The sequence below is a fragment of the Streptomyces asoensis genome (assembly GCF_013085465.1).
Lineage (GTDB): Bacteria > Actinomycetota > Actinomycetes > Streptomycetales > Streptomycetaceae > Streptomyces > Streptomyces cacaoi_A.
Genome location: NZ_CP049838.1, coordinates 4628075 through 4643399, shown reverse-complemented (window position 1 = coordinate 4643399; position 15325 = coordinate 4628075). Strand labels below are relative to the sequence as shown.

The following is a 15325-nucleotide window of genomic DNA, read 5'->3' as shown; positions in this document are numbered from 1 at the left end:
GCTCGCGGTACCTTCGAGCCCACGCCGATGAGGAGAGTGAACGTGAGCAAGTTCGTGCGGCCGGCACCCGAGGGCGCGGACCCCTTCGGCACGGCCCGCCTGCGTCGCGGAGTCCTGGACGCCTGGGCGACCAGCCCCGCCCGTTTCCGGGAGGACGCCAACGCCGAGGAGGATCTCGTCCTCGGCGGGTACCGGGACCGGCTCGTCGTCGAGCTCGCTCAGAACGCCGCCGACGCCGCGGCCAGGGCCGGCGTGCCGGGGCGGCTGCGGCTCACCCTCCGGGACGGCGTCCTCGTCGCCGCCAACACCGGCGCACCCCTGGACGCCGCGGGTGTGGAGTCCCTCGCCACCCTCCGCGCCTCCGCCAAGCGCGAGGCCCGGCAGTCGGCCGTGGCCGTCGGGCGGTTCGGTGTCGGCTTCGCAGCCGTCCTCGCCGTCACCGACGAGCCCGCCGTCGTCGGGCGGCACGGCGGGGTCCGCTGGGACCTGGCCGAGGCCCGCGCGCTCGCCTCCGAGACCGCCCGGCACAGCCCGGGGCTCGGCGACGAGATCCGGCGGCGGGACGGGCATGTGCCCCTGCTCCGGCTCCCCTTCGCCGCCCAGGGCACCGCCCCCGACCCGTACGACACGGCCGTCATCCTGCCGCTGCGGGACGCCGCCGCCGCCGACCTCGCCGAACGCCTCCTCACCGTCGTCGACGACGCCCTCCTCCTCGCCCTCCCGGGCCTGGAAGAGGTCGTGATCGAGATCGGCGACGACGCGCCCCGCGTCTTGCGCCGGGACACCGACGCCGGCGACGAGGCCCTCACCGTCGTGGCGGACACACGGGACGGGACCACCCGCTGGCGCGTCGCAACCGCGCACGGCCCCCTCACGCCCGACCTCCTCGTCGACCGCCCGGTGGAGGAGCGGTTGCGCCCCCACTGGTCGGTCACCTGGGCCGTACCGGTCGACGACGACGGTTCGCCCGCCCGGCCCCGCACCACCCCCGTCGTGCACGCCCCCACCCCCAGCGACGAGCCCCTCGGCGTCCCCGCCCTGCTCATCGGCTCCTTCCCGCTCGACACCACCCGCCGGCACGCCGCGCCCGGCCCGCTCACCGACCACCTGGTGCAGCGCGCGGCCGACGCGTACGCCGAACTCCTCGCCGGCTGGCGGCCGGTGGGCGCCGGGATCATCGACCTCGTGCCCGGCCCGCTGGGCAAGGGGGAGCTCGACGGGGCGCTGCGCCAGGCGATCCTCGAGCGGCTGCCGCGGACCGCGTTCCTGCCGCCCGCCGTCCGGCCCGTCCCCGAGGACGGGGAAGGCGACGGGGGCGACGGGGTCGACGTGGTCGAGCTCCCGGAGGCGCTGCGCCCCCGGGACGCCGAGGTCGTCGAGGGCGCAGGCGCCGACACCGTACGGGTGCTGGCGGAGGTGCTGCCCACCCTGCTGCCCGCCGGGCTGGAGCGGCGCGTCGAACTGCGCACGCTCGGCGTCGCCCGGATCCCGCTCGCCGACGCCGTGGACCGGCTGGCCGGCCTGGAGAAGGACCCGGAGTGGTGGTACCGGCTCTACGACAGCCTGGCCGGCGTCGACCCGGACCGGCTCTCGGGGCTGCCGGTGCCGCTGGCTGGGGGTACCTCCCAGGCTTTCGGCACTGGGGGAATGCGGACCACCATCGGCCCCCGCCAGGTGCTGCTGCCCACAGCGGACGCGGCCGGTCCCGACCCGGAGATCCTCGCCCGACTCGGCCTCAAGGTCGCCCACCAGGACGCCGCGCACCCCCTCCTGGAGAAGCTCGGCGCGCTGCCCGCGACCCCCCGCGCCGTGCTCACCACCCCGCAGGTGCGGGCCGCCGTGGCCGCGTCCCTGGACGACGACGGCGGCGCCTGGGACGACCAGGACACCCCGGACGCCGAGGAACTCGCCGACACCGTGCTCGCGTTGGTCCGCGACGCCGGTCTGGACCCCGGCGACGAACCCTGGCTCGGCGCCCTCGCGCTGCCCGACGAGGAGGGGGAACTCGTCCCCGCCGGTGAACTGGTGCTGCCGGGCAGCCCGTTCGCCTCCGTCGTCCGGGAGGACGAACTCGCCTTCGTCGACGCCGAACTGGCGGACCGGTGGGGCGAACAGCCCCTCGCCGCCTGTGGCGTCCTCGCGAACTTCGCGCTCGTCCGCGCCACCGACGTCGTCCTCGACCCGGACGAACTGGAGCCCCGCGAAGGGGACTTCGCCGAGCCCGACGACGCGGGCCTGCTGGACGCCGTCGACGTCTGGTGCGAGGACATCCTCGACCGGTTCCCCGACAGCCCGGTGCCCCCCGTAGCCACCGAGCTGGTCGCCGTCCGTGACCTCGACCTCGTCGACGACGACCGCTGGCCCCAGGCCCTCGCGCTGCTCGCCCGGCCGCCCCTGCGGGACGCCCTCACCCAGCCCGTGCGGATCCTGCTGCCCGACGGCACCCACGAGGTCGTCCGGCCGTACACCGCCTGGTGGCTGCGCGGGAACCCGGTGCTCGACGGCCGCCGTCCGGCCGGTCTGCTGGCGGCCGGTGGGGATCCGCTCCTGCACGGGCTGTACGAGGAGGCCGACGCCACCGGCTTCGACGACGAGCAGGTGCTGCGCGCTCTCGGCGTGCGGACCTCCGTGGCCGCGCTGCTCGAGGAGCCCGGCGGCGCCGCCGAACTCCTCGACCGCCTCGCCGACCCGGAACGCCCCGTCTCGGCCGCCCAACTGCACGGCCTCTATGGCGCGTTGGCCGAGCTGGATCCCGAGCAGGTGACCCTCCCGGAGGAGCTGCGGGCGGTCGTCGACGGGCGGGTCGAGGTCGTGGACGCGGCCGACGCCGTCGTCGTCGACTCGCCCGATCTGCTGCCCTTCACCGAGGGCGTGCCGCTGCTTCCGGTACGGCCGTCCCGGGCCGCCGAACTGGCCGAGCTGTTCCAGGTGCGGCGGCTGAGCGAGTCCGTGACCGGGCAGGTCGACTCCGAGGGCGTCGAGCACGACGTATCGGAGCCGGTGCGGGTGCTGCTCGGGCCGCGCACGCCCGAGACGTACGTCGAGCACGAGGAGCTCGTCGTCGACGGCGTGGAGATCGACTGGCGGCTGACCGACGACGGCGTCCTGCACGCCGCGACCCTGGAGGGCGTCGCCGCCGGACTCGCCTGGGCGGCGAGGCAGTGGCCGCGCCGCTTCGAGGTCGCCGCCCTGCTGGAGGACCCGTCACGGACCGCGGAACTGGCCCGCGACCGCTGGTTCGACTGACGGCGTCGCGGTCCGCGTTCGAGCGCCCTCGCGGTTGTCCGCGGGGGCGCTCACATCTTCTCCGTAATTTCTCCATCGAACGTGCAACCGTCGGACTGGAGTACGAGTCTCTTCCCGTGAATCGCGATTCTCAACGGGGGGAAAACCTATGCGCATCCGCGTCACCGCCGCCGTCTCCTTCGGCGCTCTGGCCCTCGCGGGCCTGGCCGTTCCCGTCGCGCAGGCCGCGCCGAGCGACGGCGGCAGCGGCGACACCCGGATCACCAAGGTCGTCGTCGACGGTGACAACAAGGTGCCCGTCTCCACCAACGCGGCGAAGACCATCTCCATCAGCGTGACCGCCACGGACAACTCCGGCATCAAGAGCGCCGAGCACTTCACGCTGACGGGCCCCGACTACGGCTTCGAGATGACCGGCACGCCGACGTGCAAGAAGGTCAACACCACCACCTCCACGTGCACCGCCTCCGTGAAGGTGGACCCGAGGACCGACTACTTCAGCAACAAGAACGCCGGCACCTGGTACGTCGACGCGTGGATCGACGCCAATGACGGCGACTTCGTGTGGAAGGAGAAGGCCGGTGCCTTCCACTTCCAGCGGGTCTCCAAGCTGACCGTCAACGCGACGCCGGAGCCGGTGAAGAAGGGCAAGACCATCACCGTGACCGGCTCCCTCACCCGCGCCAACTGGGAGACGCTCAAGTTCGGCGGCTACGGAGCCCAGTCGGTGCAGCTCCAGTACAAGAAGAAGGGCTCCACCAAGTGGAGCTCCCTGAAGACCGTCAAGACGACCTCGACCGGCGGTCTGAAGACCACCGTCAAGGCGACGGCGGACGGCAACTACCGCTACACCTTCGTGGGCAACACGACCACGGCGGCGGTCACCGCCGCGAGCGACTTCGTCGACGTCAAGTAGGCACGGGCGCACTCGAGAACGGCAGCCCGTCCGGGCGGCCGTTTTCCGTACAACCATTTTCCGGTTTCAGGAATCTGATCATGCGAGCCGACAGGCTCGTCGACCACTTGGGCTCGCTGGTGGCACCCGCCCGGAGAGCCCCTTGATCCCCTTGGGACATTCATGCGCATACGAGCCACCGTGGCCGCCGTCACCGGCGCCCTGGCCCTGTCCGCCTTCGCCGTGCCGGCCGCGCAGGCCACCGGCAGCGACTCGCACAACCCCGTCGACACCCTGAAGGCCCTCCACGCGGCCACCTCCGGCAAGAGCGCCTTCACCGGCGCCACCCCCGCCGACACCGGCACCCCGTACGCGCTGGACGCCAAGTTCGGCAACGTCAAGGTCAACAAGGGCTTCCCGATCATCGCCGGCACCAGCGGCAAGGTCACGGTCCCGGTCACCTTCACGGTCACGCACGGCGCGGGCGTCGACGTCACCGCCGACGACACCGAGCTGGACCTGGTCATCTACCGCGGTGCGTACGCCGACCCGGCCAACATCCTCGTCGGCGACGACTGGCCGACCTGCACCAACACCTCGGCCACGGTCGCCTCCTGCAAGGGCACCATCGACATCCTCCCGGGTGAGGAGCTCTACAACACCGACGCCACCACGTGGAAGGCGCTCGGCTACGTCATCGACTGGAACGACGTCGACCCGTTCAGCGACGACGACATCGACTGGACCAAGGTCGGTTACGCCGAGGGCGACGCCCTGGCCACCACCAAGCTCCAGCGCTTCTCCAAGCTGACGGTCAACGCCGCGCCGGAGCCGGTGAAGAAGGGCAAGACCATCACCGTCACGGGCAAGCTGTCCCGCGCCAACTGGGACACCGGCCTGTACGGCGGCGTCTCCACCCAGTCGGTGAAGCTTCAGTTCCGCAAGAAGGGCAGCAGCACCTACAGCACCGTCAAGACGATCAAGAGCAGCACCACCGGCGGCCTGAAGACGACGGTCAAGGCCTCCGTGGACGGTTACTACCGCTTCGTCTTCGCGGGCAACCCGACGACCCCGGCGGTCAACGCCGCGGGTGACTTCGTCGACGTGAAGTAAGGCACCGAAGCAAGGCACCGAAGCAAGGCGCCGTAGCAAGGCGCCGTAGCAAGGCGCCGTAGGAGAAGCGGCCGGCCCCGGAAATCCGGGGCCGGCCGTTTGCCGCTCTCTCCCATCTCTTACCTCCCGCAGCACAACTGGCCCCGCCCGCCGTGGATCTCACCCGATGAGTCAACAGACTCCGAGATCTCTCTCCCATCTGGGGAACGCAATGCGCATACGCGCCCTCGTGGTCGCCTCCTCCGGCGCCCTCGCTCTCTCCGCCCTCGCCGTGCCGGCCGCCCAGGCCGCCCCGACGGCGGCGCCGAACGTCACCTTCTCCGCCATGAAGGTCAACGCGGGCAAGGCCGTCGTGGTCGGCCCCTCGGCCAAGGTCACCGTCACCGCCACGTACACCGTGACGAAGCCCGCGAGCCTCAGCGCGAGCTCCTTCGACAACGGTCCGATGCTCTACCGGGGCACCGCGCTCAGCGCGAACTCCGAGATCATCGCCGGTGACGAGCCGGGCACGTGCAAGGCCGTCTCCACGACGGTCCTCAACTGCACCGCCAAGATCCAGTTCCGTCCCACCGTCTCCAGTGCGTACGACGACCTGGCCAACAGCCAGGCCGGCACCTGGAAGGTGGGCGCTCTCGCCGTCCCGCACGACGCCACCGGCGAAGCCGACCTCAAGTGGCAGAGCAACCTGGGCGCCGTCAAGGTGCAGCGCCAGGCGCAGCTGACGGCCGACGCCACGCCCGAGCCGGTGAAGAAGGGCAAGACCCTCACCATCACGGGCAAGCTGTCCCGCGCCAACTGGGACACCAACAAGCTCGGCGGCTACGCGGCCCAGCCGGTGAAGCTCCAGTTCAAGAAGAAGGGCAGCACCACCTACACCACGGTCAAGACCGTGAAGACCAGCTCGACCGGCGCCCTGAAGACCACGGTCAAGGCCGCCGCCGACGGCTACTACCGCTGGAGCTTCGCCGGCACCACGACGACCCCGGCGGTCAGCGCGGCGGGCGACTTCGTCGACGTCAAGTAAGCAGCTAGGCAGGGAAACGGCGGTCGACCCATTTCCAGGAGATCTCCAGGGCGACCGCCGCGACCGCCGCCACCCCCACCGCGATCCACGGCATGGTCATCCCGATCAGCTTCAGCGCGAAGAAGTCCTGAAGCCACGGGACCACCAGCACCAGCACGAACGCCGCACCCATCGAGGCCACCAGCAGCACCCGCCACCAGGTGTAGGGCCGGGCGATGATCGCCAGCACCCACATCGAGATCAGGAACAGCGTCAGGGTCGCCGCGCTGGTCTCGGCCTCCAGGGAGCCCTCTCCGGTGTAGTGGTGACGGGCGACCAGATAGGTGGCGAAGGTCGCGACCCCGGCCACCACCCCGCCCGGGATCGAGTACCGCATCACCCGTCGTACGAAGTGCGGCCGGGCCCGTTCGGTGTTGGGGGCGAGGGCGAGGAAGAAGGCCGGGATGCCGATGGTGAGGGTGGACAGCAGCGTCAGGTGCCTGGGCAGGAAGGGGTACTCGACCTGCCAGCAGACCACCAGCAGGGCCAGCAGCACCGAGTAGACCGTCTTCACCAGGAACAGGGTCGCCACGCGGGTGATGTTGCCGATGACCCGCCGGCCCTCCGCCACCACCGACGGCAGGGTCGCGAAGCTGTTGTTCAGCAGCACGATCTGCGCGACCGCCCGGGTGGCCTCGGATCCCGAGCCCATCGCGACGCCGATGTCGGCGTCCTTCAGCGCGAGCACGTCGTTGACGCCGTCCCCGGTCATCGCGACCGTGTGCCCGCGCGACTGGAGCACGCCGACCATGTCCCGCTTCTGCTGCGGGGTGACCCGGCCGAACACCGTGCCCTCGTCCAGGGCCCGGCCCATGCCCTCCGGCTCGGCGGGCAGCCGGCGCGCGTCGACCGTACGGCCGTCCAGCCCGAGCTTCGCGGCCACCGCCCCCACCGACACCGCGTTGTCGCCGGAGATGACCTTGGCGTGGACGTCCTGCTCGGCGAAGTAGCGCAGGGTGTCGGCGGCGTCCGGCCGCAGCCGCTGTTCGAGTACGACGAGTGCGGCGGGCCTGGCGCCGCGTGCGGGTTCGGGGTCGTCGAGGTCGCGGGCGGCGCGGGCCAGCAGCAGCACCCGCAGTCCCTGCTCGTGGAGCCGCTCGGTCTCGGCGAGGGCGGGGTCGTCGTCGGCCAGCAGCACGTCCGGCGCCCCCAGCAGCCAGGTGCCGTTCTCCCCGTTGCCCTCGCTGAGACTGGCGCCGCTGTACTTGCGCGCGGAGGAGAAGGGCAGGGACTCGGTGCAGCGCCAGTCGTCGGCGTCCGGGTAGGCGTCGATGATCGCCTGGAGGGAGGCGTTCGGCCTCGGGTCGGACTCGCCGAGGGCCCCGAGGACCCGGCGTACGTACGACTCGTCGTAGCCGTCGAGCATGCTGAGCCCGGTGACGTCCATGCCGCCCTCGGTGAGCGTGCCGGTCTTGTCCAGACAGACCGTGTCGACGCGGGCGAGCCCCTCGATGGCCGGCAGCTCCTGCACCAGGCACTGTTTTCGGCCGAGTCGGATGACACCGATCGCGAAGGCGACCGAGGTGAGCAGGACGAGCCCCTCCGGGACCATCGGGACGATGCCTCCGACGGTGCGGGCGATGGACTCCTTGAGATCGTTGTTCTTGACGAAGAGCTGTGTGACGACCAGGCCGATCGCGGCCGGGACCATCATCCAGGTCACGTACTTGAGGATCGTGGAGATGCCGGAGCGCAGCTCGGAGTGGACGAGCGTGAAGCGGGAGGCCTCCTCGGCGAGCTGGGCGGCGTAGGCCTCCCGCCCGACCTTGGTGGCCTGGAAGGCACCGCCGCCGGCCACCACGAAGCTGCCCGACATGACCTGGTCACCGGGCCGCTTGACGACGGGGTCGGCCTCGCCGGTGAGCAGTGACTCGTCGATCTCCAGGCCTTCCGCCTCGACGCACACCCCGTCCACGGCGACCTTGTCCCCGGGGCCGATCTCGATGAGGTCGTCCAGGACGAGTTCGGAGGTGGAGACCTCGACGGCCGTGCCGTCGCGGCGGACGGTGGGCCGGGCCTCGCCGACGACCGCGAGGGAGTCCAGGGTCTGCTTCGCCCGCCACTCCTGGATGATGCCGATGCCGGTGTTGGCGAGGATCACGAAGCCGAACAGGCCGTCCTGGATGGGGGCGACGAACAGCATGACCACCCAGAGGACGCCGATGATCGCGTTGAACCGGGTGAAGACGTTCGCCCGGACGATCTCGCCGACGGAGCGGCTGCTGCGGACGGGTACGTCGTTCACCTGGCCGCGCGCGACCCGGTCCGCGACCTCGACGGCGGTGAGGCCGGTCGCCGTCGGCACGGAGGCGGGGGCGTCGGTGTGGGCCATGGGTTCGACGGTACGTGCGGATCTGGGGGTTCACCCCCTGAGGACGCCGAAGATCCGACCTCGGGAGGACGGGGGCGGCGCCGTCCAGTACCTCGGTAGTAGCGCCCTGGGAGCTGCCTGGGGGGAAGCCCCTAGTCGGTGACCGGGCCCACGGGCTCGGTCGGCCCGCTCGCCGCGTCCCGCTTGATCGCTGCGTCCCGCTTGCGGACGTACCAGATGCCGATGAGGCCGAGTCCGGCGCCGGCGAGGCACGTCCAGATCCACCACAGATGGCCGTGGTCGTCGTACCAGCCGTAGAAGGGGAGCTGGACGAGGAAGAGGACGAACCAGAGGATCGTGCCGCCGGTGACGGTGGCGACCACAGGGCCCTCCAGGGGCTCCGGCGCCTCGTGTTCAGGGATCCACTTCTTCATGGTGCTCAGCTTACGAGGCGGTCGGGTCTACGCGCGGAGATGGCCGATCCGAACGTTATATGTTCATACTGAAACGGTTTGGTACTGACCACTTCTCTTCGTAGGAAACGCCAAAAGATGCCCACGTCGGCCCCCGCCAAGGTCCCCGCCCCTGAACAGCCGGGAGCCACGCCCCTCTTCGGCGCCCTCGACCGTTACTTCAGGATCACCGAACGGGGCAGCACCCTGCCCCGCGAGATCCGGGGCGGTTTCGCCACCTTCTTCGCGATGGCGTACATCATCGTGCTGAACCCGATCATCCTCGGCAGCGCCAAGGACATGTACGGGCATCAGCTCGACAACGGCCAGCTGGTCACCGCCACCTGTGTGACGGCCGCCTTCACCACGCTCCTCATGGGCGTGATCGGCAATGTGCCCATCGCGCTGGCCGCCGGCCTCGGCGTGAACTCGGTGGTCGCCCTCCAGCTCGCCCCCCGGATGTCCTGGGCGGACGCCATGGGCATGGTCGTGCTCGCGGGCTTCGTGGTCATGCTCCTGGTCGCCACCGGTCTGCGCGAGCGCGTCATGAACGCGGTGCCCTTCGGCCTGCGCAAGGCGATCAGCATCGGTATCGGCCTGTTCATCATGCTGATCGGGCTCGTCGACTCCGGCTTCGTCAGCCGTATCCCGGACGCCGCCCACACCACCGTCCCGCTCCAGCTCGGCGCCGACGGTCACCTGAACGGCTGGCCGGTCCTCGTCTTCATCCTGGGCGCCCTGCTCACGCTGGCGCTGATCACCCGCAAGGTGCCCGGCGCGATCCTCATCTCGATCGTCGCGATGACCGTCCTCGCGCTGATCATCAACGCGGTCGCGACGATCCCGTCCTGGGGCCTCACGACCCCCGAGTGGCCCGGCAACCCCGTCGCCACCCCGGACTTCGGGCTCATCGGCGAGTTCAGCCTGTTCGGCGGCTTCGGCAAGGTCGGGGTCCTGACCGGCATCCTCTTCGTCTTCACGGTCCTGCTGTCGTGCTTCTTCGACGCGATGGGCACGATCATGGGCGTCAGCGACGAGGCCAAGCTGACCAACGCCAAGGGCGAGATGCCCGGCATCAACAAGGTCCTCTTCGTCGACGGCCTCGCGGTCGCCGCGGGCGGTGCCAGCTCCTCCTCCGCCACCACCGCCTTCGTGGAGTCCACGGCCGGTGTCGGCGAGGGCGCCCGCACCGGCTTCGCGAACATCGTCACCGGTGGCCTCTTCACCGTCGCGCTGTTCCTCACGCCGGTCGCCACGATGGTCCCGTCCCAGGCCGCCACCCCGGCGCTGCTCGCGGTGGGCTTCCTGATCCTGGCCGGTTCGGTCAAGGAGATCGACTGGGCCGACCACACCATCGCCATCCCGGCCTTCATCACCATGGTGATGATGCCGTTCACCTACTCGATCACCAACGGCATCGGCATGGGCTTCATCACCTTCGTGGTGCTGCGCCTGGCGGCCGGGCGTGGCCGGGAGGTCCCGGCGCCGATGTACGTGGTCTCCGCCGTCTTCGCCTTCTACTACCTGATGCCGGCCCTCGGCCTCACCTGATGCCGGCCCTCGGCCTCACCTGATGCCGGCCCTCGGCCTCACCTGATGCCGGCCCTCGGCCTCACCTGCTGCCGGCCCTCGGCCTCACCTGATCCCCGCCCGCCCGTGGTGGCGGCTCAGGTGAGCCCGTAGAACTTCTCCGTCTCCTCGACGGCGGTCTGGAACCGCTCGTCGAAGTCATCGCGAATGAGCGTCTGGACGACATAGTCCTGGACGCTCATTCCCCTTTTCGCGGCATGCTGCCGGAGCCGTTCGAGCAGCTCCCCGTCTATCCGCAGGCTGAGCACACTGGTCCCCATGAGACGAGGGTCGCGGGCGCGTACCGCAGTCCGGTCACTTTCCGCTGCCTACTCACTCGTTCGAGTGATGGAGAGGTTTCCGTGGCCCGGGTCATGGGGAATCCCGGCGCCCCCAGCTTGTTTAGCCAGAGTAATGAGTTATCCTAAAGAGATGCCTGACCTCACCCATGGCGACAACGCTGCCGCCGTGAACTCCCTGCGTTCAGCCGTGATGCGGCTGTCCCGTCGACTCAAGCACCAGCGGGTCGACGAGTCGCTGAGCCCCACCGAGATGTCGGTGCTCGGCACCCTCTCCCTCTGCGGCAGTGCCACCCCGGGCGAGCTCGCCCGCAAGGAGCATGTGCAGCCGCCGTCGATGACCCGCATCGTGGCGCTGCTGGAGGCCAAGGGTCTGGTCCGGCTGGAGCCGCACCCCGAGGACCGGCGCCAGAAGGTCGTCACCAAGACCGAGCAGGCCGAGGCCATGCTCGAGGAGAGCCGCGCCAAGCGGAACGCCTTCCTGGCCACCCTGGTCGACAACCTCGACGAGGACGAGTGGGCGAAACTGCGCGCCGCCGCCCCCGTGCTGGAGAAACTCGCACACCTGTAGACAGCCGTCAGGCCATGAGGAGGCGACCCTTTTGAGTTCGGGATCCGGAGCAGACTCCGCCCCCGCACCGACCACCCACGAGACCCTTGCCGAGAAGCCCGCCGCGGGCGCCCGCAAGTCATCGATGTTCAGCTCTCTGAAGGTCAGGAACTACCGCCTGTTCTTCATGGGCCAGGTCGTGTCCAACATCGGCACCTGGATGCAGCGCATCGCCCAGGACTGGCTGGTCCTCAGCCTCACCGGCTCCGCGACCGCCGTCGGCGTCACGACGGCCCTCCAGTTCCTGCCGATGCTGCTCTTCGGCCTCTACGGCGGCGTACTCGTCGACCGGCTGCCCAAGCGCCGGACGCTGCTGTTCACCCAGTCCGCGATGGCCCTCACCGGCATCGCGCTCGCCGTCCTCACCCTCTCCGGCCACGTCCAGGTCTGGCACGTCTACGTCGCCGCATTCGCCGTGGGCCTCGCGACCGTCCTGGACAACCCGGCCCGTCAGACCTTCGTCTCCGAGATGGTCGGCCCCGACCAGCTCCAGAACGCGGTCAGCCTCAACTCCGCGAACTTCCAGTCGGCCCGGCTGGTCGGCCCCGCCGTGGCCGGCGTGATGATCACCGGCGTCGGGACCGGCTGGGCGTTCCTCTTCAACGGGCTGTCGTTCGTCGCCCCCCTCGCCGGCCTGCTGCTGATGCGCTCGCGCGACCTGCACGCCGTCGAGCGGGCCCCGCGCGGCAAGGGCCAGCTGCGCGAGGGGCTCCAGTACGTCGCCGGACGCCCCGAGTTGATCTGGACGATCGTCCTGGTCGGGTTCGTCAGCACCTTCGGCTTCAACTTTCCGGTCTATCTCTCGGCCTTCGCCGACGACGTCTTCCACGCGGGCGCGGGCTCCTACAGCCTCTTCAACACGCTGATGGCGGTGGGCTCCCTGGCGGGCGCCCTGCTCGCGGCCCGGCGCGGCACGGCCCGGATGCGGGTGCTGGTCGCCGGCGCGGTGGCCTTCGGCACGATGGAGATCGTGGCCTCCATGGCCCCCTCCCTGTGGCTGTTCGCCCTGCTCATGGCCCCGATCGGCATGTTCGGCATGACGGTCAACGTCACCGCCAACAGCAGCGTCCAGCTGAGCACCGACCCGGCCATGCGCGGCCGGGTGATGGCCCTCTACATGATGGTGTTCATGGGCGGCGCCCCGATCGGCGCGCCGATCGCCGGCTGGATCACCGACGCGTACGGCGTCCGGGCGGGCCTGGCGGCGGGCGGCGTCGTCTCGGCCGCCGCGGCCGTCACCATCGGCCTGGTCCTGGCCCGGATGGGCAACCTGCGCCTGTCGGTGGGCTGGCACCACGGCCACCCGAGCGTGCGGTTCGTGCCCCGGGAGAACCGGGAACTCGCCGCGGTGGCATGACGTCGTACGCCGTCACCCGGAGGATGCGGCAGGGGGCCGCACCCTCCGGGCCAGCACCTGGCCCGGCCACGCGTGTTCGCCGACGGTGTACGCCTCGGTCGAGGTGAAGCCGTTGGCCTCGTAGTAGGCGACGAGCTTGCGGTCGTCGCCCGCGTAGCAGTCCACCCGCAGCAGACCGATGCCCGCCCGCCGGGTCTCCTCGGCGGCGTGCGCGAGCAGGGCGCTGCCCACACCGTGGCCCTTGAAACGGCGGTCGGAGGCGAGCCAGTGGATGTACCGCTCGGGCTCCCCGGGCGGCGGGAGATGGGCCAGATACGCGCCGGGCGAGTCGGTGAGGGTGAGGGTGGCGGCCGGCACGCCGTCGGCCTCGGCGATGAACGCCCAGCCCTCGTCCAGGTACCGGGCGACCGACTCCACCGTCTTCTGGCTCTCCGACAGGGGATTCCTCCCCCACTGGCCTGGGCGCCCCTGCGCGACCAGCCACTCCACGCTGCTGTCGAGCATGCCGAGTATCACGGGGACGTCGTCGGGTCCGCCTTCTCTGATGGTGATCCGCATGACGCCCATCATGCCGGGCGGGCGGCCCCGCCGGCCGGGAAAATCGGGGGCATGAGACTCTTCGCCGCCGTGCTGCCCCCGGACGACATCGCCGACGAACTCGCCGCCGAGGTCGCCCGGTTGCACACCCTGCCCGGTGCGGACGGGCTGCGCTGGACGGGCCGCCCCGGCTGGCACTTCACCCTCGCCTTCTACGGCGAGGTCGACGACGACCTCGTGCCGGAGCTGTCGGCACGGCTGGGGCGGGCCGCGCACCGCGGCACGCCCTTCGCGCTGGCGGTGCGGGGCGGCGGACAGTTCGGGCACGGGCGGGCGCTGTGGGCCGGGGCCGCCGGAGACGTACCGGCGCTGCGGCTGCTGGCCGACCGGGCGGAGGCGGCGGCCCGGAAGGCGGGCGTGGAGATGGGGGAGCACCGCCGCTACAAGGCCCACCTCACGCTGGCCCGCAGCCGCGAGGCGGTGGACGTCCAGGCGTACGTCGAGGCGCTGGACGCCTTCGAGGGCCGCACCTGGACGGTGGGGGAGCTGGTGCTGGTCCGCAGCAGCCTGCCGAGGTCCGGCGTTCCCGGGGAGCAGCCCCGTTACGAGCCGGTCGGGCGCTGGGCGCTCGGCGGGGCCGGTTAGGCTCGACACGTGGACCCGAAGACCCGGAACCGGATCATGGCCGGTGCGCTTGTGCTGATGTTCGTCGTGGTGGCCGTGGCGGCGGCGGTCGGCAGATAGGCCTGCCCCGGCCCGGCCGGGCGCCGGGGAACCGCGCGTCGTTCGCCGAGTGCCGGCCGGGTACGGCCGGTCACGCAGTTCCCCGCGCCCTTCGGGGGTTGGACGCGCGACGTGAACAGCTCATCGCGCAGCCCACGCGCCCGGACGCCTGGGAGGAGATTCCGACAGGAGAGACCTACCGGGAACGGTGGAGCACGTTGTCGACCCAGCACGAAAAGGGCAGGGAGCTACGCGCCGCAGGGGTCAAGGCCGTCATCCATGCCGAACCGATTCCCGAGATGACCGCCGCGCAGCTCGTGGCTCCCGATGGCCATGACGGGATGTGGCAACACCCAGTCGGGAGGGTTCAGATTCTTGTCCCGATGGACTTCAAGCACCGTCTGCGCAACATGGCGGCGGTCCACAGCGAAGGCTGACCGACAACTGCATGCGACGAGGAGGGCCCTGTGGTCGGGGCCTCCTGCGCGTTTGTAACCTGCCCGGCAGGTCGCCCCCTCGCTCCCGACCGCACGAGACCGAGTCCAGGCCGACGGCTTGGCCTCCACCTGTGAAGAGAGACCGCGCCATCCGCACCCTCATCTACGCCGTCGATCTGACCACCGAGAACGTCCGCGCCCTGGAGACGTTCCTCAACGCGCAGTTGGGGCGAGTGTCCGAGGAGGTCGGTGAGACCGGTGAAACCGCTTTCGCGATGCGGTCCCTGCTCATCCTGGTCAGCGACTCAGCGGGCTTCCTGTACCAACTTGTCGCGGTGGAGCGGCCCGAGCCGTGGCAGCAGGCTGCGATCGTGCGTGAGTGGCAGCGGCTACGCAGCACTGCCCTCGACTTCAACCACTGCCACGGCTACGACTACGACCGCTGGTGGAAGCAGATACGGCACTATGACGCCGCCGACGAAGGCGCCGAGCAGGAGCGAATCCGTCACTTCGCCACCCTGTACCCCTGGACGGACGATGAAGCTGACCAGGGCAAGGAGGATTGACGAGACACTCTGCGTAACAGACGGGCAAGCGTCCCGAGGAGTGCGACAGTCGCCCCACGCGGGCCACCATGGACCGGTCTCGAAAACCAAGGCTCTGGGCGTCTCCCTGGTAACCCTGTACCGGCACCTCGGAGACGACTCCTGATG

General features: G+C 70.6%; 14 protein-coding genes. 10 read left to right on the top strand and 4 right to left on the bottom strand.

Annotated elements, in window-relative coordinates; genetic code table 11:
* The first annotated feature begins 42 nt into the window (after positions 1 to 42).
* The 4 genes from G9272_RS20630 (at position 43) to G9272_RS20615 (ending at position 6278) form a co-directional block, all read left to right on the top strand.
* On the top strand, positions 43 to 3246 hold the full coding sequence (locus G9272_RS20630; protein WP_171397968.1) for a sacsin N-terminal ATP-binding-like domain-containing protein: 3204 nt from the start codon (positions 43 to 45) through the stop codon (positions 3244 to 3246).
* 148 nt (positions 3247 to 3394) lie between these two features.
* Entirely contained in the window at positions 3395 to 4162 is a 768-nt protein-coding gene (locus G9272_RS20625) for a calcium-binding protein (RefSeq protein ID WP_171397967.1), read from the top strand.
* A gap of 162 nt (positions 4163 to 4324) precedes the next feature.
* Positions 4325 to 5254 (top strand): hypothetical protein, encoded by a 930-nt coding sequence (locus tag G9272_RS20620; RefSeq protein WP_171397966.1) that lies wholly within the window; start codon positions 4325 to 4327, stop codon positions 5252 to 5254.
* A gap of 211 nt (positions 5255 to 5465) precedes the next feature.
* Positions 5466 to 6278, top strand: coding sequence for a hypothetical protein (locus G9272_RS20615; protein WP_171397965.1), 813 nt, complete (start codon positions 5466 to 5468; stop codon positions 6276 to 6278).
* Positions 6279 to 6282: 4 nt separating this feature from the next.
* On the opposite strand, the gene G9272_RS20610 is transcribed toward G9272_RS20615, so the two are convergent.
* Together G9272_RS20610 and G9272_RS20605 are read right to left on the bottom strand one after the other, a co-directional pair.
* Positions 6283 to 8649 (bottom strand): HAD-IC family P-type ATPase, encoded by a 2367-nt coding sequence (locus G9272_RS20610; RefSeq protein ID WP_171397964.1) that lies wholly within the window; start codon positions 8647 to 8649, stop codon positions 6283 to 6285.
* A gap of 131 nt (positions 8650 to 8780) precedes the next feature.
* Entirely contained in the window at positions 8781 to 9062 is a 282-nt protein-coding gene (locus tag G9272_RS20605; protein WP_171397963.1) for a DUF2530 domain-containing protein, read from the bottom strand.
* A 117-nt stretch (positions 9063 to 9179) separates the two neighbouring features.
* On the opposite strand from G9272_RS20605, the gene G9272_RS20600 reads away from it, so the two are divergent.
* Positions 9180 to 10631 (top strand): NCS2 family permease, encoded by a 1452-nt coding sequence (locus G9272_RS20600; protein WP_171397962.1) that lies wholly within the window; start codon positions 9180 to 9182, stop codon positions 10629 to 10631.
* A 116-nt stretch (positions 10632 to 10747) separates the two neighbouring features.
* On the opposite strand, the gene G9272_RS20595 is transcribed toward G9272_RS20600, so the two are convergent.
* Positions 10748 to 10930, bottom strand: a complete 183-nt coding sequence (locus G9272_RS20595; RefSeq protein ID WP_057600791.1) for a ribbon-helix-helix protein, CopG family — start codon at positions 10928 to 10930, stop codon at positions 10748 to 10750.
* A 151-nt stretch (positions 10931 to 11081) separates the two neighbouring features.
* Between G9272_RS20595 and G9272_RS20590 the strand changes: the two genes are divergently transcribed.
* On the top strand, positions 11082 to 11519 hold the full coding sequence (locus G9272_RS20590; RefSeq protein WP_171397961.1) for a MarR family winged helix-turn-helix transcriptional regulator: 438 nt from the start codon (positions 11082 to 11084) through the stop codon (positions 11517 to 11519).
* Positions 11520 to 11550: 31 nt separating this feature from the next.
* Entirely contained in the window at positions 11551 to 12915 is a 1365-nt protein-coding gene (locus G9272_RS20585) for an MFS transporter (RefSeq protein ID WP_171397960.1), read from the top strand.
* Positions 12916 to 12927: 12 nt separating this feature from the next.
* On the opposite strand, the gene G9272_RS20580 is transcribed toward G9272_RS20585, so the two are convergent.
* Positions 12928 to 13473 (bottom strand): GNAT family N-acetyltransferase, encoded by a 546-nt coding sequence (locus G9272_RS20580; protein WP_171397959.1) that lies wholly within the window; start codon positions 13471 to 13473, stop codon positions 12928 to 12930.
* Positions 13474 to 13524: 51 nt separating this feature from the next.
* Between G9272_RS20580 and thpR the strand changes: the two genes are divergently transcribed.
* The 3 genes from thpR to G9272_RS20565 all read left to right on the top strand — a co-directional run bounded on the left by thpR (position 13525) and on the right by G9272_RS20565 (position 15178).
* The gene (thpR, locus tag G9272_RS20575; RefSeq protein ID WP_171397958.1) at positions 13525 to 14097 is read left to right on the top strand and encodes an RNA 2',3'-cyclic phosphodiesterase; all 573 of its coding nucleotides are present in this window, start codon (positions 13525 to 13527) and stop codon (positions 14095 to 14097) included.
* Positions 14098 to 14294: 197 nt separating this feature from the next.
* Positions 14295 to 14612 carry a hypothetical protein gene (locus tag G9272_RS20570; RefSeq protein ID WP_253267870.1) on the top strand — a complete coding sequence of 106 codons (318 nt, stop codon included), beginning with the start codon at positions 14295 to 14297 and terminating at the stop codon, positions 14610 to 14612.
* Between the two features lie 131 nt (positions 14613 to 14743).
* A complete protein-coding gene (locus G9272_RS20565; protein WP_171397957.1) occupies positions 14744 to 15178 on the top strand; it encodes a hypothetical protein in 435 nt (144 codons plus the stop codon).
* Positions 15179 to 15325 lie beyond the last annotated feature (147 nt).